We start from the raw sequence: 17,148 nt of genomic DNA, 5'->3' as shown, positions 1-17,148 counted from the left end.
GGGCTCAGTCCAGCAGATCCGCGATGAGTTCGCGGTACGACGCCGTCTGAATGCCCTGCTGGGCGAGCCAGGTGTCGGAGTAGTAGCGATCGGTGTAGCGGTCCCCGGAGTCGCAGAGCAGAGTGAGGACGCTGCCGGACTCGCCGCGAGCGCGCATCTCCGCGATGATGCGGAACGCGGCCCACAGTCCGGTTCCGGTCGATCCGCCGGCGCGGCGGCCGGTGCGCGCGGCGAGCTCCTGGATCGCGGCGATGGAGGCCGCGTCCGGGACCTTCATCATCCGATCGATGACGCCGGCGACGAAGCTCGGCTCCATGCGGGGGCGTCCGATGCCCTCGATCCGGGACGGGGTGTCGCAGGAGACACCGGCGTCCGCGGTGCTCCAGCCGTCGAAGAAGCAGGAGTTCTCCGGGTCCGCGACGCAGATCCGTGTGTCGCGCCGGGTGTACCGGGTGTACCGGCCGATCGTGGCGGACGTGCCCCCGGTGCCGGCGGTCGTGACGATCCAGGACGGGACCGGGTGCCGCTCGGCGCGCATCTGCGTGAAGATCGAGTCCGCGACGTTGTTGTTGCCGCGCCAGTCGGTGGCGCGCTCGGCGTACGTGAACTGGTCGATGAAGTGTCCGCCGGTCTCGGCGGCGAGGCGCGCGGATTCGACGTAGACCGTCCGCGGGTCGTCGACGAAGTGCAATTGACCGCCCTCGAACTCGATCAGGCGCGTCTTCTCCGCGCTCGTCGTCCGCGGCACCACGGCGATGAACGGCACGCCGATGAGACGCGCGAAGTAAGCCTCGGACACGGCCGTCGAGCCGGACGACGCCTCGATGACCGGCAGCCCCGGACGGATCCAGCCGTTCACCAGGCCGTAGAGGAACAGCGAGCGCGCAAGGCGGTGCTTGAGGCTCCCGGTGGGGTGGGTGGACTCGTCCTTGAGATAGAGGTCGATGTTCCACTCCGGCGGCAGGGGGAAACGCAGCAGGTGGGTGTCGGCGCTGCGGACGGCGTCGGCGTCCACCGCGCGGATGGCCTCGGTCAGCCAGCGCTCGTAGTCGTCGTCGCTGCGGTCCACGTCCTGCGTGGTGTCGTCCTCGAGGATGCGCGCTGATGCCATCCCCCGAGCCTATCGAGGCCCGTCCGTAACCCGCGTCTCCCAAGGGGGAGGGACACCAGGCCTCGAGCAGGGCAGGTGGTGTACTTCTGACCAGCAGTTGCTAGCCTTCGCAGGGTGCTCGTGAGCCCCACTCTCGTGATCGGCTTCCTTCTCCTGTCCGCCCTGCTGTCGGCAATACCTGGCCCGTCGGTGCTCCTGGAGACGAGCCGCGCCATCACGCGAGGACGGCGATCAGCGATGTGGATCGTGCTGGGAAACACCCTGGGTGGCATGGTCCTGCTCGCCCTGGTTCTCGCCGGTCTGGGAGCCATCGTTGCGGCATCCGCGGAACTCTTCCTGGTCGTCAAGATCGCCGGTGCATGCTACCTGTTGTGGCTCGGCATTCAGGCGCTGCGATCAGCGTTCCGTGGCGAGCCCGACCAGCACCGGACAACGACCCGCCAGTCTCAAACGACCGGGATCGCGGCCATCCGCCAAGGATTCATCGTCGGCGTCGCCAATCCCAAGAGCATCGTCTCCCTCATGGCGATCCTGCCCCAGTTCGTTGACCACAACCTCGGCCACCCCACCGTCCAAATGGCCATCATCGGCATCACCGGCGGTGTCGCGCAGGTGGTCATCGAGACGATCTGGGTCTTCGCCGCCGGCGCGCTCGGGGGCTGGTTCCAGCGCCGACCGCGGCGCATGAAATACCTCAAGGCCGGTGGCGGCATCGCCATGATCGGCCTCGCCGGCAAGCTTGCCTTCGAGCGCTGAGGACGCCTCTCCCTCCAGACGGAGGCCTACCGCACTTCATGAATCCGAGGGCCGCTTCGGGCGGCGCGGTGGTGCGGGGTGTGGGGGTGGCATAAAGTTAGGGTGCCCTTACCTGAAGGAGATGCCATGGTCTCGTCGAACATCGCCGTGACGCACGCGTCCACCGGGCTGGTGGTGGCCGACGTCACCCGCGCCGAACGGATCTCGTCCCACGTGATCCGGATCACGCTCGGCGGGGACGCGCTCGCGGACTGGGAGCACGTCGGCTTCGACCAGTGGTTCCGCCTGGCTGTGCCGACCTCCGACGCCGCGCGCTTCGACAATCTCTCCGACCGCTTCGGGGTGTCCGGCTACCTCAAGTACCTCACCCTGCCGCGCTCGACGCGTCCGGTGATCCGCAACTACACCGTGCGCGAGTTCCGCCCGGACACCGCGGAGCTGGACGTCGATTTCGTCATCCACGGCGGTGTCGGCATCGCCGGTCCCTGGGCCGAGCGACTGCCCGTCGGCGACACCGTCGGGCTCATCGACCAGGGCGCCGGGTTCCGGCACAAGGACGCTGCCGACGTGCTGCTCGTCGGTGACGAGAGTGCGATGCCGGCCGTGCTCGGCATCCTCCGGGACCTCGACCGGAACGCGACGGGAACGGCCGTCATCGAGGTGCCCGCCGCGGACGACGTGCAGCCGGACGAGGCGCCGGACGGCGTCGACGTCCGCTGGATCATCCGATCGGGCGGCGATCGTCCGGGGACTCGCGCGCTCGAGGAGGTCACCGCACTGGTGCCCGCGCCGACCGTGCGGGCGTTCTCCGCGGGGGAGTCCCGACTCGCGACGGGCGCGCGGCGCCACCTGGTGTCCGGCTGCGGTGTCCCGAAGGAGAACGTGGCGTTCTGCGGGTACTACAAGCTCCGGCCCGATCACGCCTGAGTGGGTTCAGCCCTCGCGGAGGCGGACCAAACGCTCGTGGCCGGTCTCCTCGAGCTCGGCGACGGCGTCCCGAGCCTTCACGAAGTCGGAGAACGTCTTGAATCCGAGGGCCTTCTCGCTGAAGGACGGGTCCATCCGGCGCATGTGCTGCTTCACCGCGGAGGCGTGCAGCCACTCGGTGTCCTCCTTCTCCTGGCCGAGACGCAGAGCGCGCTCCAGGAGCTTGGTGGCGGTGTCCTCGACGGAATCCTTGGAGCGGCGCTGCTTGCGTTTCGGCTCGGCGACCGGGACCTCCCGGACCGCCGGGGCGACGCCCGGCAGGGTGTCGTAGCTGGCGAACTCATCGCACGCGGCGGCGAGGGACTTGGCGGTGGACCCGGCCACGCCGACGCCGACGACGTAGCGCCCCAGGCGCTTGCAGCGCTGCGCGAGCGGAACGTAGTCCGAGTCGCCCGCGACCACCACGACGTGGGTGAGGTCGGGGAGGCGGAACATGTCCTCCACCGTGTCGACGGCGAGACGGATGTCGGCGCCGTTCTTGGCGTAGGCCGCGGCGGGGAACAGCTGCACGAGGTCCACGGCGCGGGCGACGAGCTGGTCGCGGTACTCGGCGTTGACGGGGGAGGACCAATCGGCGTAGGCGCGCGTGAGCACGAGGGTGCCGAAGCCGGCGGCGAAGTCGATGATCGCGCCGACGTCCACGCGTGCGGCGGCGAGACGCTCGGCGATCTCCGGCGCCTGCGGGTCGGTGGCGATCGCCTGCCGGTCCTTCGCGTACGCGTTACGGCCGTGCACGCTGTCGTACCAGCTCATCACGATGTTGTCGAAGTCGAGGTACACCGCGACGCGGGCGTTGGTCTGATCGGACATGTGATCGATTCTCTCAGCCGCGTGCGTCCGCAGGGTAGACGACCCCGATCTGGCGGCGGATCTCATCGAGGGTTCCCATGATCGCCACGGTCTCATCGATGCTCAGGACATCGCCCTGCAGGTCGCCGGCCGCCACCAGTCGCTCGGCCGCGAGGGCCTGGAACTGCATTCCCCGTCCGGGGAAGTCCGAGGCGTACTCCTCGAGGACGTCGCCGTCGCTCGCGATGACGCGGAACGAGGTCCCGGCGTAGAACACGCCGTCGACGTGGATGGACGCGTCGCTGCCGAGCACGATGGCCTGGTTGCGTCCGCGCGCCATGGATGAGGAGAAGGTCGATGCGATCGCGCCACCGCCGAACTGCATCTGGACGGCGACGTCAGCATCCGCGCCGGTGTCCTTCAGCGTCGCCAGCGCCTGCACACGCTCGGGTGCACCGAAGAGGTCCCACGCGAAGGAGATCGGATAGATGCCGAGGTCGAGAAGCGCGCCGCCACCGAGCTCGAGGTTGTTCAGGCGGTGCGCCGGATCGTCAGGGAGGCGCTGGGTGTGGTCGGCGATGAGTCCGCGGACGGAGCCCAGCACGCCGGAGGCGACGATCTCGCGGAGGCGCACCATGTGCGGCAGGTACCGGGTCCACATCGCCTCCATGGCGAGGACTCCGGCCGCCGCGGCCGCGTCGCGGATACGTGCGGCTTCCGCGGCGTTGGCGGTGAAGGCCTTCTCCACGAGGACGTGCTTGCCCGCCGCGATCATCAGCAGCGCCGGGTCGAGGTGCTGGGGGTGCGGGGTGGCGATGTAGACGATGTCGACGTCGGGCTCTGCGGCGAGGTCCTCGTAGGAGCCGTGCGCGCGGGGGATGTCGAACTCCGCGGCGAAGGCCGCAGCGCGCTCGGCGGAGCGTGACCCGACGGCGGTGACCGTCAGTCCCGCGGTTCGGAGGTCGGCCGTGAACGCGTGCGCGATGCCGCCGGTGGCGAGAATTCCCCAACGAAGTGCTGTCATGCCCCGAGCGTATCGGTGCAGGATGGACTCATGAGCGCACTCGTCTCCGCTGCGGACCTGGCCGAACTGCTCGCCGGCGCGCGACCGCCGCGCCTCGTGGACGTGCGCTACCGCCTGGACAAGCCGGACGGATCGGACGACCATCGCGCCGGACACATCCCCGGTGCGGTGTACGCCGATCACGACACCGAGCTGGCCACCCACGGAGCGCCCTCCGACGGACGCCACCCGTTACCGTCCTGCGAGACACTGCAGACGGCCGTCCGGCGGTGGGGCGTGAACCACGGCGACACCGTCGTGGTCTACGACGGCGGCACCACGATGGGCGCGGCCCGCGCCTGGTGGCTGCTGCGCGGCAGCGGAATCGATGTCCGGGTGCTCGACGGTGGGCTGACAGCATGGCAGGCGGCGGGTGGAGACCTGGAGACCGGGGAAGTCACGCCGGAGCCCGGCGATGCCACCCTGCGGGGGACGCCCAACGGCATCGACATCGCCGATGCGGGCGTCTGGCCCGAGCACGGGGTGCTCGTCGACGTCCGCGCGGCCGAGCGCTACCGCGGGGAGACGGAACCCCTGGACCCGGTCGCCGGACACATTCCCGGCGCCGTCAACCTGCCCGCGTCGAACTACCTGAATCCGGACGGCACGTTCCGCGCTGCCGAGGAGATCGCCGCCGCGTTCGACGCCGTCGGCGCGACCGAGGATGAAGCGGTCGCGGTGTACTGCGGTTCCGGGGTCACGGCGGCGCAGGCGGCCCTCGCCGCGGACATCGCCGGACGCCACGTGGCGCTGTACCCGGGCTCGTGGAGCGCATGGTCGAACACGCCGGGGCGCCCGGTCGCGACCGGAACCGAGCGCAACGACGGTCCGCGCCAGGTCCGGCTCGCGCAGATCAACGACGCGCTCGCCGGCGACCACTGATCTCAGCGGGCGAGCAACTCCCGCACCGCGGCGCGGAAGGCGTCCGGCTGCTCGACCCAGGGGTAGTGCCCGCACGCGGTGAGTTCAATCAGGCGGGCCCCGAGAATCTCCGCATAGCGGTGGACGGGCTCGCGGCCTGTATAGATGTCGTCGGCGCCCCCGATCACGGCCACGTCCGGCACCCCGGCGGCGAGGACGCGTGCGGCGGCGTCATCAGGTATGCCGCGGAACCAGGCCAGGTCGGCGTCCCAGGCCCAGTCGCCGACGGTGTTATGACGCTGCTCGCGCTCGGTCCAGCGGGCGTATCCGGCCGGGCCTTCGATGGCGCGGTGGTGGTCGAACGCGGCTTGACCGGGCGCGGGCTCCGTGCGCATCGACAGCAGCGCCTCGTCCACGACGGACTCGCCGCGCGCGCGTCCGATCGCCTCGCCGTCGTGTTCGGTTCCGGTGAGCCACGTGGCCGGGGGAGTGATCTGCACGACGCGTCGCACGCGCGGTGCGAAGCGGACCGCCACCGACAGGGCGAGTCGGGTACCCGCTGAGTGGGCGATCACGTCAGCGGACGGGAGCCCGAGCGCGTCCAGCAGCGCCACCACGTCGTCGGCGTCGCTCCACCACCCGTTCGACAGCCCGCCGGAGGTCGGTGTGCCGCGTGGGTGGAAGATCACGGCACCGCGCTCGTCCACGGCCCCCGCGAGGTCTTCGAGGTAGTCGACGCCGCGGCAGGCGCCGCCCGGGATCACGACGATCGGGTCGGAGGTGAACGCACCCAGTCGCGTGTACACGAGACGGGCGCCGTCGGAGGCCGTGAAGGTCGACATGCGCTCACGGTACACCGGGCCGTCGGGACGATCTCACGGTACCAGGATCAGCTTCCCGTCGGCGCCGGCGGCGAGCTCCTCTTGCGCTTTTCCGGCGTCGGTCAGCGGGAACGTCCGGCCGAGCTCGACGTGGAAGGCTCCGGCGGCGAGCAGTGCGAGTGTCACCGGGATCGCCTCGCGGCGCAGCGTGACCTCGGCATCGGTCATCGGGACGGGGGAACCGCCGCGCCAGGCACGGATGCCCCAGCCGGCAGCCTCCGCTCCGCGGACGATCGTGGCGATGCGGGACCGGTCGGTCACGAGCTCGAGTGAGACGTCGATCGCTTCGTCCGTGCCGGCGCAGTCGATCGCGACCGTGATGCCGTCCGGGGCCGCCGTACGTACGCGTTCGAGCAGGCCGTCGCCGTAGGCGACCTGGGTGGCACCGAGGTCCGTGACGCGGTGTGCGCGACGCTCGCTGGAGGTGGCGATGACGCGGGCTCCGAGCAGCCGGGCGAACTGGATGACCGCCTGCCCGACCGCGCCGGATCCGGCATGCACGAGAACCGTGTCCGCACCGGTGACCGCGAGAGAGCGGACCACCTGGTACGCCGTGCCCGCCGGAATGCCGATCGCCGCGCCCTGCGCGGGAGAGACCGCAGCGGGGCGCGGGTACACCCCCGCGGCGTCCACGACGGTCTCGGTCGCGTACGCGCCACCGGCGCCGCTGAAGGCCACCGGATCGCCGACACGCAGCGCCTCGACGCCGTCGCCGAGAGCGAGGACCGTGCCGGCACCGTCCTCACCCAGTCCGCGAGGGCCGGTGAACGGCGGCGAGGCGCGAAGGCCGGAACGGATCTTGCCGTCCACGGGGTTCACGCCGACGGCCTCGACGCGGACCAGCACCTGGCCCGGTCCCGGGGTCGGGGTCGGGACCTCGTTCAGCGACAGGACCTCGGGTCCGCCGGTCTGGGAGTACTGGATCGCCTGGGTCATGGCCCCAGCCTACGAGCCTCGCAGCGCCTTGGTGATGCGTTGCATCGAGACGGGTTCGGCGGTGCCGAGTCGCTGCGCGAACAGCGAGATGCGGAATTCCTCCAGCAGCCACCGGACGTGGACGAGCGGCGCATCGGGGGCGATCGGAATCGTGCCGCCGGCGTCGTCGTACAGAGTGCGGGCGCGCTCGTACTCGCTGAGCCAGGTGCGGTCGCGTCCGGCGTTCTCCAGCAGGCCCGCGGTCCGCACCTTCACGCCCTCCAGATACCGGGGCAGGTGCGCGAGGCGGTCGAGGCCCGTGGTGGAGACGAAACCGGAGAAGACCAGGCCGTCCAGCTGTCCCCGCATGTCCGTGAGCGCGGCGAGCAACTGCATGGCGGTCGCGGACTTCAGCCCCTTCGTGGCTTCGCGGTGCAGGTCGAGGATGCGGGAGACCAGGCCGACGGTGCGGAAGGTCTCCTCGATCACGGCGGACGAGACCGCGTCGCGGGCGCGCTCGAAGTCCGCGCGGGTGCGGATCGTGTGCGGCACGGTCCGGGCGATGACGGCGTCGGCGACCGCGACACGGCAGTCCTCGATCAGTGCGCGTACTCCGCTGTACGGGGAAGCGGCCAGGGACAGCTTCTCCTTCGCGGTGAGGTGGTCCTGGACGTAGGACACCGGCGAGGGGACGTGCAGCAGGACGAGACGGCGGACGCCGTGCCGGGTGACGCGGTCGGCCTCGTCGGCGTCGGTGAGCATGCGGATCGAGACCGCGTCGCCGTCGTCCGTCAGCGCCGGGTAGCCGCGCACGACGCCGCCGGCGACCTTCGTGTCCACCTGGGCGGGCAGTTCGTCGAAGTCCCACTCGGTGATGCCGGTGCGCTCGATCGTCCGGACCGGCGCCGCCGCGACGTTCTGCGGTGCCGAGCGCTGCAGCGAGGACGCGACCGAGTCGCGCGCACGCTCGGACAGGCGCTTCTGCAGGGCACCGAGGTCGCGGTCGGAGTCGAGCGCGCGGCCACGTCCGTCCACGGCACGGAAGTTCATGGTGAGGTGTGCGGGCACGCGCTCGAGCTCGAACGCGTCGGCCGTCACGGGCTGATTCGCGACGCGCTGGATCCGCTTGGCGAGCGCCTGCGCGAGGGTCTCGGACGGGAGCCCGGCGTGGTTCTCCGGTCCGTCGCCGGCGATCTCCGCGGCGAACTTCGTCGCCCAGTCCGCGGCGGGGACGACGTTGCGGCGGATCGCCTTCGGCAGGGCGCGCAGCATCGCGGTGATGAGTTCGTCGCGGGCGCCGGGAACCTGCCAGTCGAAGCCGTCCGGGCGGAGTCCGGCCAGCAGGGGGAGCGGGATCACGACGGTGACGCCGTCGTCACGGGCGCCCGGCTCGAAGCGGTACGCGAGACCCAGGGTCTGGTCGGCCTGCGGCCACTGCGCCGGGTACGCGTCGCGGTCGGACGCGGCGGCGCCGTCGAGGAGGTCCGACTCGCGCATCGTCAGCAGCTTCGGCGTGGTCTCGAGCTGCGTGCGCCACCACTTCTCGAACGAACGGATGTCGAAGACGTCGGCGGGGATGCGGGCGTCGTAGAACGCGAACACGGCCTCGTCGCCGGCGAGGATGTCGCGGCGGCGCTCGCGCTCCTCCTGCTTCTCCAGGCGGCGGCGCAGCTCATGGTTCTGGCGCAGGAACGCGGTGACGTTCTGCGGCAGCTTCGACGGGTCCCACTCGCCCTCGACGAGCGCGTGCCGGACGAACATCTCGCGCGAGCCGGCGCGGTCGATGCGGGCGAACTGGACGCGGCGGCGCGGGATGATCTCGACGCCGAACAGGGTGACCTTCTCGTAGGCCATCGCGGCGCCGGACTGCTTGGACCAGTGCGGTTCGCTGATGCTGCGGTTGACGAGGTCGCCGGCGAGGGATTCCGCCCAGGCCGGGTCGATTGCGGCGACGGTGCGGGCGAACAGGCGCGAGGTCTCGACGAGCTCGGCGGCCATCACGGCCTGCGGTGACTTCTTCTTCAGCCCCGAGCCGGGGAAGATCGAGAACGTGATGCCGCGGGCGCCGCGGTACTGCGCGATCGGGCGGCCCTTCGGCTTCGTGGTGCCGGTCTGCTTCGGCACGCTGCGTTCGTCGAGGACGCCGATCTGGCTGAGCAGGCCGGACAGGATCGCGCGGTGCACGGCGTCCGGGTCGGCGGCGCCGGGGAGGTCGAGGGATCCCTCGGGCTTCGGTTCTTTCGCACGGACGGGCTTCGGCGGCTCGGCGGCGCCCTTGGTCCGGCGGGCGATGTCGCGGGTCAGCGAACGCAGCTGGCGGTGGACGTCGAACCACTCGCGGACGCGGACGTAGTTCAGGAACTCGTCGCGACACAGGCGCCGGAAGGCACTGGAGCCGAGGGCGTCGCGGCGCTCGTTCAGGTGCTGCCAGAGGTTGAGCAGGGTGAGGAAGTCGCTGGTCGGGTCCGTGTAGCGGGCGTGCGCGGCGGTGGCGGCCTCGCGGCGTTCCTCGGGGCGCTCGCGGACGTCCTGGATCGTGAGGCCGGCGACGATCGCGAGCACGTCGTCGAGGACGCCGGTGCGGGCGGCTTCCAGGAGCATGCGGGCGAAGCGGGGTTCGATCGGCAGGCGGGAGAGGTCGCGGCCGATGCGCGTGAGTTCCGGTCCGTCACGGCCGTCGCGGACGGCGCCGAGTTCGGCCAGGAGGTCCAGCGCGGCCTTGATGTTGCGCGAGTCCGGGGGAGTGAGGAACGGGAACGCCGCGATGTCGCCGAACCCGAGCGAGAGCATCTGCAGCACGACGGAGGCGAGGTTGGTGCGCAGGATCTCGGGGTCGGTGAATTCCGGGCGGCCGTCGAAGTCCTCTTCGCCGTAGAGGCGGATCGCGATGCCGTCGCTGGTGCGGCCGGCGCGGCCGGAGCGCTGCTGGGCGGAGGCCTGGGAGATGGCCTCGATCGGGAGGCGCTGGACCTTCGAGCGGGTGGAGTAGCGGGAGATGCGGGCGGTGCCGGTGTCGACGACGTACTTGATGCCGGGGACCGTGAGGCTCGTCTCCGCGACGTTGGTGGCCAGGACGACGCGGCGGCGGAGCCCCGCGACCTTGGACGGCTCGAACACCCGGTGCTGTTCGGCGGCGGAGAGGCGTCCGAACAGTGGCAGGACCTCGACGGGGGCGGAGGTGGACTTGTACGCACCGCGGACCGCGTCGGCGGCGTCGCGGATCTCCGCCTCGCCGGGCAGGAAGACGAGGACGTCGCCGGCGGGCTCGCGCTCGAGTTCCTTGAGGGCGGAGACGATCGCGTCGACGTCGTCCTCGGTGTCCTCGTCGACGCCCCGGTAGCGGATCTCGACGGGGTAGGTGCGTCCGGAGACCTCGACGACGGGGGCCGGGTCGCCGCCGAGGGCGAAGTGGCGGGCGAAGCTCTCCGGGTCGATCGTGGCGGAGGTGATGATGACCTTCAGGTCCGGACGCTCCGGGAGGGTGCGGACGAGGTAGCCCATCAGGAAGTCGATGTTGAGGGAGCGCTCGTGGGCCTCGTCGATGATGATCGTGTCGTAGCGGCGGAGCAACCGGTCGCGGTGGATCTCGTTGAGGAGGATGCCGTCGGTCATCAGCGCGATCTGCGTCTGGTCGCTGACCTGGTCGGTGAAGCGGACCTTGTAGCCGACGAGCCCGCCGAGGGGGACGTGGAGTTCTTCGGCGATGCGCTCGGCGATGGTCCGGGCGGCGAGGCGGCGCGGCTGGGTGTGCGCGATCGAGGTGCGGCCGAGTTCGAGGCAGATCTTCGGGAGCTGGGTGGTCTTGCCCGAGCCGGTCGCGCCGGCGACGACGACGACCTGGTGGTCGCGGATCGCCGCGGCGATCTCGTCGCGCGCCGCGGAGACCGGCAGCTCCGGGGGATACGTGATGAGGGGCGCGGACATAGCCCTCCAGTTTATCCCCTCATCGGTGTCCCCGCGTTTCCGTGCCGCGATCGCCCCGCGCCCGTTGCGCTTCAGCGTGCTCGGGTGCTCGGTCGCCTCTCGTTCCAGCGTGATTGCGTTCTCTTCGCTTAAGACGACACGGGTTTTGCAGATGGTCCCGTTCATCCGTCGGCGCACGGATCCTGGCGTGGTTTCGTCCGGTGCGCTCGGGCCCAGCGGGGTTGCGCCGCTTCGGCGCTGTGGGTTCCGGCGGGGTCGCGTTTTCGGCTTAAGACCGTCCGGCCCGGCTCGGCTCGCGTCGCCGGGTCGCGTTCGTGAGGTTGCGCCCTTCCCGCTCCCGGTCATTGCGCGGGCGTCAGCGGGCCGGAACGTCGTGACGGGCGTGGTGGACGCGCCGCGGGCGGAGCTCTCCCCGGACATCAGGCGTGCCGTTTCGGGGTCGCCGCGATGCGTGGTCCGGTGGGATGCCACGCCTGGGTGGGGTCCACCCATCCCGGTGGCCGGACTTCGGGGACGCCGTTGTCCATCCGGATGTCCCAGTTCATGCGGTCGATGAAGCGGTGATGGTGCCAGCAGATCAGGATCCCGTTGTCGGTGGTGGTCTGTCCGCCTTTGGACCATTCGGTGACGTGGTGGATTTCGCACCATCTCGCGGGGGTGTGGCATCCGGGGATGACGCAGGACCGGTCGCGGGCGATGATCGCTCGGCGCTGGTCGGGGGAGAAGAAGCGCTTGTCGATCGTGAGCTTCACGATCCGGCCGGTGGCGGAGGTGGTGAGGTGCTGGATGGTGCCACAGCATCCGACGTGCTTCGCGGCGGCGAACGGGACGGGAACATCCGTGCCGGTGCCGTCGGCGCCGGGGATCGACGCCCACCCCTCGCCCGCGTGGGCGGTGTCTTCGGTGGAGTGGATCACCAGCACCGGTGCCCCGCCGCCGTTGAGCGGCATGTCGGGGGCGTTCGGGACGGCGGCGAGGATGGTGCCGAGGGCGTCGTGGTTGCGTTGCGCCATGCTCCGCACATCCGTTTCCTCGTCGGACTCGTCGGTGGGTCGGAACTTCACGCCCGCGGGCTGGCCGTGCGGGTTGTTGATCGAATCCAGCAACACCGACAGTGCACCCGCGACATCCGGTACGAGTTGACCGGTGATCGGCACGAGCCCGTTCCGCTTGATCCCGAGCCTCAGGGCCCGCCCTCGGAAGGCCTTCTCCTCTTCCATCTCGGCGCCGGTGATGTCGAGGTCTGCGGCGAGCCGGAGGGAGAGGTCCCGGAGGGTGTCGCACATCACCGGTGCACCGGTGGTGGTGGTCATGGCGGCGAGAACCTGGTCGACCTCTGCGAGGTCCGCTGGCTTGACGTGGTTCTTGATCTCCCGCAAGGGCCGGGTCGCGGCTTCGAGCCCGTCGGCGCCGATGGCCCCGGTCGTGAGTGCTTCGCGCAGGGCCGGGAACTCTGCCGGCCGAACCTCACCCGACGCGAGCGTGCGCTTCGGCTTCACGACGGCCGCGAGCCGGCTCCATCGCTTGACGGTGGTGGGTGCGGCACCGGTGGTGCGTTGCATCACTTCGTTCGGGTTGCGGCAGTCGCTGGAAACGTCGAAGCGCTCTGCAGATGCGGAGCGCTTCTCGATGACGCCGGTGCCGATCACGAGGGTGGCTTCGACCTGCCGATACAGGTCTCCGACCTCGACCAGGAACCCGAGAACATCGTCCCTGTCGGCGGTGTCGAGGGTGCCGGAAACCAGGATGGAGCGGAGGTCGGCGACGGCGTGAGCCATCGTCTCCCGAGTCCGTTCCATCGTGTTGTTCATAACCCATATTTTACGCCGGGGCACCGACATTGGACGTTGAATATCCCAGGCTGTGGATGGATTTCAGCCTGTGGAGATGAGGTTTCTCTCACCCCGATCCCGCCGAGCACCTCGCGCCGTTTCACCTCGCTGGCGCTCGCTGAACGACCGGAGAAGGCGGCCCGCAGGCGGAACGTGAGCCGACGTCTGAGACGCGACCACCCATCGGGCAGTCTTAAGCCGAAAACCCAGCCCCCTCGACACCCCGAAGCGCAGCCGGAACCCGCCGCGCACCCAGGAGCGCACCCGCCCTGACCATCCCGAAGACCGTGCGCCGAGCCGACAACGGAACCACCCACACAACCCGTGTCGTCTTAAGCCGCAGGAAACCCAGCCACCTCACCCCCGTGACGCGCCTCCCGGCACCGTCTCCGTGAGCGCAGCGCGCAACTGCTCCTTCGCCCGGGCGTACCTCCCCCGGGCGGTGGGTGCTGGAATTCCCAACAGCTCGGCCGCCTGCGCCACAGAGAACCCGTCCCAATGGACGAGGCGGACGAGCTCCGCGAGGTCCGGATCCAGGCGCGCGATGGCGTCACGCACCTCAGTCCCGGTATCGGAGGGAGGGGCCGTCGCGGCACGGGCCTCGTGTCGGACACGGTCGGCCAGGGCGACCCGGCGCCGTTCGCCGCGTGCGTGGTTCAGCAGCGTGCCGCGGGCGATGCCGAACATCCACATTCGGGCGGCCACGTCCTCGCCGGGAAGATCCGTGACACGGCGCCACGCGATCATCATGGTCTCGCTGAGCAGATCGGCCGCGTCGTCCAGGCCCACGCGGCGCTGGAGGTAGCGCAGCACATCGAGTGCGTTCGCTCGCAGTACGCCGGTGAGGTGGTCGGCCCCCGCCTTCGGCATCAGTCGCCGCTCCCGCACGTCGCGGTGCCTGATTCGTCACCCGTGACCTGGAGCACAACCACGTCATCGCCCGCGGCCGCCGCGTCGACCGAGGCGGAATCGTCCGCGACGGCCGCCACGGTGATTGTGCAGGGGCCTTCGACGGCTCGTGACGGGCCGGTCGTGGACGCGGCGGCCGCGGCCGCGCCGCCGACGAGGACGCTCGCGATCCCGAGCCCCAGCGCCACGCGCGGAACCAGGCGCCGGCGTCGCGCCGGACGCGTGGACGAGGCGAGGCTGTTGAGCTCCGACGTCAGTCCGTCGCTGCGCCCGGCGACAGCCGGGGAACTGCGGTCGAGCAGGTCATCGAGTCGTTCGAGCGGGTCCATGGTGTCTCCCATCGTGCCGGAGGGGCGTTCACTTCGTACCTGTCCGGCCCGACCCCGAGTGATCATGTGAGTTCAACAAACCTCTTGACTCCACAAAGAGGTTTGCAGTACAAACTAGGTATGAACGAGAACCTGGACGACGAGACGCCCCTGGACCCGGCAGAGATGCTCGCGCTGGTGAAGCGGTCGCAGCTCGACACCGCTCGACGCGCGGCGACCCTGATCCCGTGGATCCTGATCACGTGGGGCGTGGCCTGGCTCATCGGGTTCGGCCTGCTCTGGCTGGCGTACGGCCCGGGTGTCATCGGCGAGACCGTCGCGTGGGTCGTGTTCGCCGTGCTCATGATCCTCGGTGTCGTCGCCTCCGCGATTCTCGGCACCCGCGCGACACGCGGCACGCGCGACACCAAGGCGGAGAACATGGCCGGGTTGCTGTTCGGCCTCGCCTGCATGGCGGGGTTCATCAGCGTCGGCGTCCTCGGGTACGCCCTGGCCAAGGCCGGGATGTCCTTTGAAGTCGGCGCGCTCTACTACCCGTCGATGTACGGGTTGATCATCGGGGTGACGTACCTGTTCGGTGGAGCCACCTGGCGCACGCCCTACCCCGCGTATGTCGGTGGGTGGCTCATCGTGGTCAGCCTCGTCGCCCCGTTCGTGCCCTTCCCGCTGCACTACCTCGTGTTCTCCATCGCCGGCGGGGGAGCGTTCCTCGTCGCCGGAATCATCTTCGCGGCCTGGTCGTGGAAGCGGGCGAAGTGACATGAAGGATCTCGACCCCGTCATCCACGCTCCGGCCCGCCTCCGGATCGTCTCCGCCCTCGCCACCCTCAAGCCCGGCGCAGCCCTGACGTTCCCGAAGCTGCAGAAGGCCCTGGACATGACCGCCGGAAACCTCTCCACCCACCTCCGCAAGCTCGAGGACGCTGACTACGTCGCCGTCGAGAAGACCATCGAGGGCCGCTCGCCGGTCACCTACCTCAGCCTCACCCGTCGCGGACGCACCGCGTTCGAGGACTACACCGACACACTCCGCCAGCTCCTGGGAGGGACATCATGACACTCGCAACGCTCGATCACGTGACCCGTCGCTTCGGCGACCTCACGGCCCTGGATGACGTGACCCTCGAGGTTCCGCCCGGCCAGATCCTCGGGCTCCTCGGCCCGAACGGTGCAGGCAAGTCCACCCTGCTGTCGCTCCTGATGGGGCTCCGCGCACCGACGACCGGGATGGTCCGCCTGTTCGGCGGCGACCCCCGCGACCCGGGCAACCGCACCCGCCTCGGCTCCACGCCGCAGGAGACCGCGCTGCCCGAGCCGCTGAAGGTCCGCGAGGTCATCGACTTCGTCGGCCGCCACTTCCCGGAGCGCGTGCCCGGTGCCGAACTCGCCGACATGTTCGGCCTCACGGACCTGCTCAAGCGCCAGTGCGGCTCCCTCTCCGGAGGCCAGAAGCGGCGGCTCGCGGTCGCCCTGGCCTTCGCCGGACGCCCGGACCTCGTGCTGCTGGACGAGCCCACCACGGGCCTGGACGTCGACGGCCGCCACACGCTCTGGCAGGCGCTGCGAGACCGGCACGCTGCGGGCGCCACGATCGTCGTCACCAGCCACTACCTCGAGGAGATCGAGGCGCTGGCCGAGCGCGTCGTGGTGATCGGGTCCGGACGCGTCGTCGCCGACGACAGCCTGGCTCGGGTGGTCTCCCTCGCCAGCACGCACCAGATCCGGCTCCGCACACCCGACACGGACCGGTTGCTCGCGCTGCCCGGCGTCACCCGCGTCGATCAGGAGGACGGTGGCATCACCGTCATCTCCACGACCGACTCCGACGCCCTGATCCCGGAGCTGGTCACGTCCGGGATCACGTTCAAAGACCTCACCGTGCGCGGCGCGACTCTCGAAGAGGCGTTCCTCGCGCTCACCGAAGCACCGGCGCTCACGCGCTGACGAGAGGAAACGATCATGTCCATCACCGCACCCCTGCACAGCCGCTCCACCGCGCCCGGACGAGTGGCCGCGACGGCCCCGGCCGCGCGCCCGGCCGGCCTCATCGGGACCACGCTCCTGCACGCGAAGTACGCCCTGATCGAGATCGCTCGCACTCCCATGGCGCTGATCGGGACGATGGTCTTCCCCGCGCTCGCTCTGCTGTTCTTCGTGGTACCGAACACGGCGGTCGGCGGCAACCGGGAGTACGCCACTCAGGCGGTCATCTCGATGGCGGTGTTCGCGATCATGAGCGGATGCCTGTTCAGCTTCGCCCTGACGGTCGCGGAGAACCGGGAGAAGCCGTGGGACCCGTACCTGCGGACGCTCCCGGCGCCCGGTGCCGCCCGTGTGCTCGCGCACGTGTTCTCCACGGGCCTGCTGAGCATCGCGTCACTGCTGCCGGTGATCCTCATCGGCGCGCTGTTCACCGCCGCGGAAGCCCCGTTCTGGCGCGTCATCGTCGGCGTGCTGGCGGTGGCCGTCGGCGCGCTGCCGTTCATGTTCCTCGGCACGGCTCTCGGCCACCTGCTGCCGATGAAGGCCGCGATCGCGGTGGTGCAGATCGTGATGTTCGGCTTCGCGTTCCTCGGTGGACTCTTCCTGCCGCCGCAGATGTTCCCGGACTGGCTCGAGGTCGCCTCGCGCTACGTCCCGTCCCGCGAGGCTCGTGAGTTCGTGATCTGGGCGGTGCAGGGCGGGACGCTGCCGTGGTGGAGCTGGGTGGGGCTCGCCGGCTGGATCGTCGTCACCTTCGTCGCGGCCGTGCTGCTGTTCCGCCGCGATGAGGGACGCCGCTTCCGCTGAG

16 protein-coding genes are annotated in these 17,148 nt (G+C 70.3%); 7 read left to right on the top strand and 9 right to left on the bottom strand.

Features of this window, described 5'->3' with window-relative positions:
- Positions 1-4: 4 nt before the first annotated feature.
- A complete protein-coding gene (locus BN1193_RS09625; protein ID WP_040166023.1) occupies positions 5-1,111 on the bottom strand; it encodes a PLP-dependent cysteine synthase family protein in 1,107 nt (368 codons plus the stop codon).
- 120 nt (positions 1,112-1,231) lie between these two features.
- Here BN1193_RS09625 and BN1193_RS09620 point away from each other — a divergent pair, with 120 nt between their 5' ends.
- Positions 1,232-1,867, top strand: coding sequence for a LysE family translocator (locus BN1193_RS09620; protein WP_052460720.1), 636 nt, complete (start codon positions 1,232-1,234; stop codon positions 1,865-1,867).
- A gap of 126 nt (positions 1,868-1,993) precedes the next feature.
- The gene (locus BN1193_RS09615) at positions 1,994-2,794 is read left to right on the top strand and encodes a siderophore-interacting protein (RefSeq protein WP_040166020.1); all 801 of its coding nucleotides are present in this window, start codon (positions 1,994-1,996) and stop codon (positions 2,792-2,794) included.
- 6 nt (positions 2,795-2,800) lie between these two features.
- Here the strand turns inward: BN1193_RS09615 and BN1193_RS09610 are convergent, their stop codons facing one another.
- Positions 2,801-3,664 (bottom strand): NYN domain-containing protein, encoded by an 864-nt coding sequence (locus tag BN1193_RS09610; protein ID WP_040166018.1) that lies wholly within the window; start codon positions 3,662-3,664, stop codon positions 2,801-2,803.
- A 13-nt stretch (positions 3,665-3,677) separates the two neighbouring features.
- Positions 3,678-4,667: a Gfo/Idh/MocA family protein gene (locus BN1193_RS09605; protein WP_040166015.1), complete on the bottom strand. Its 990-nt coding sequence runs from the start codon at positions 4,665-4,667 to the stop codon at positions 3,678-3,680.
- A gap of 30 nt (positions 4,668-4,697) precedes the next feature.
- Here BN1193_RS09605 and BN1193_RS09600 point away from each other — a divergent pair, with 30 nt between their 5' ends.
- Positions 4,698-5,588: a sulfurtransferase gene (locus tag BN1193_RS09600; RefSeq protein ID WP_094770416.1), complete on the top strand. Its 891-nt coding sequence runs from the start codon at positions 4,698-4,700 to the stop codon at positions 5,586-5,588.
- 2 nt (positions 5,589-5,590) lie between these two features.
- Here the strand turns inward: BN1193_RS09600 and BN1193_RS09595 are convergent, their stop codons facing one another.
- The 6 genes from BN1193_RS09595 to BN1193_RS09570 form a co-directional block, all read right to left on the bottom strand.
- Positions 5,591-6,409: an alpha/beta fold hydrolase gene (locus BN1193_RS09595; RefSeq protein WP_040166756.1), complete on the bottom strand. Its 819-nt coding sequence runs from the start codon at positions 6,407-6,409 to the stop codon at positions 5,591-5,593.
- Between the two features lie 33 nt (positions 6,410-6,442).
- A complete protein-coding gene (locus BN1193_RS09590) occupies positions 6,443-7,384 on the bottom strand; it encodes a quinone oxidoreductase family protein (protein WP_040166013.1) in 942 nt (313 codons plus the stop codon).
- A gap of 9 nt (positions 7,385-7,393) precedes the next feature.
- Positions 7,394-11,287, bottom strand: coding sequence for an ATP-dependent RNA helicase HrpA (hrpA, locus tag BN1193_RS09585; RefSeq protein WP_040166011.1), 3,894 nt, complete (start codon positions 11,285-11,287; stop codon positions 7,394-7,396).
- A gap of 419 nt (positions 11,288-11,706) precedes the next feature.
- Positions 11,707-13,098, bottom strand: coding sequence for an HNH endonuclease signature motif containing protein (locus BN1193_RS09580; protein WP_040166009.1), 1,392 nt, complete (start codon positions 13,096-13,098; stop codon positions 11,707-11,709).
- A 378-nt stretch (positions 13,099-13,476) separates the two neighbouring features.
- The gene (locus BN1193_RS09575; protein WP_040166007.1) at positions 13,477-13,989 is read right to left on the bottom strand and encodes an RNA polymerase sigma factor; all 513 of its coding nucleotides are present in this window, start codon (positions 13,987-13,989) and stop codon (positions 13,477-13,479) included.
- Positions 13,989-14,357, bottom strand: a complete 369-nt coding sequence (locus tag BN1193_RS09570; RefSeq protein ID WP_141396669.1) for a hypothetical protein — start codon at positions 14,355-14,357, stop codon at positions 13,989-13,991. The genes BN1193_RS09575 and BN1193_RS09570 overlap by 1 nt, the downstream gene beginning before the upstream one ends.
- A 120-nt stretch (positions 14,358-14,477) precedes the next feature.
- On the opposite strand from BN1193_RS09570, the gene BN1193_RS09565 reads away from it, so the two are divergent.
- Genes BN1193_RS09565 through BN1193_RS09550 form a run of 4 tightly spaced genes read left to right on the top strand, consistent with a single transcriptional unit; the run spans position 14,478 to position 17,147 of the window.
- On the top strand, positions 14,478-15,116 hold the full coding sequence (locus BN1193_RS09565) for a hypothetical protein (protein ID WP_040166003.1): 639 nt from the start codon (positions 14,478-14,480) through the stop codon (positions 15,114-15,116).
- A gap of 1 nt (position 15,117) precedes the next feature.
- A complete protein-coding gene (locus tag BN1193_RS09560) occupies positions 15,118-15,414 on the top strand; it encodes a transcriptional regulator (RefSeq protein ID WP_040166001.1) in 297 nt (98 codons plus the stop codon).
- Complete coding sequence (locus BN1193_RS09555; RefSeq protein ID WP_040166000.1) at positions 15,411-16,301, top strand: ABC transporter ATP-binding protein; 891 nt, start codon at positions 15,411-15,413, stop codon at positions 16,299-16,301. The genes BN1193_RS09560 and BN1193_RS09555 overlap by 4 nt, the downstream gene beginning before the upstream one ends.
- A gap of 15 nt (positions 16,302-16,316) precedes the next feature.
- On the top strand, positions 16,317-17,147 hold the full coding sequence (locus BN1193_RS09550; protein WP_094770413.1) for an ABC transporter permease: 831 nt from the start codon (positions 16,317-16,319) through the stop codon (positions 17,145-17,147).
- The last annotated feature ends 1 nt before the right edge of the window (position 17,148 follow it).

Source organism: Microbacterium gorillae, from assembly GCF_000826185.2.
In the GTDB taxonomy this organism is placed as follows: domain Bacteria; phylum Actinomycetota; class Actinomycetes; order Actinomycetales; family Microbacteriaceae; genus Microbacterium; species Microbacterium gorillae.
The sequence above is the reverse complement of the archived record's forward strand: the minus strand, read 5'-3'. Positions and strand labels throughout refer to the sequence as shown.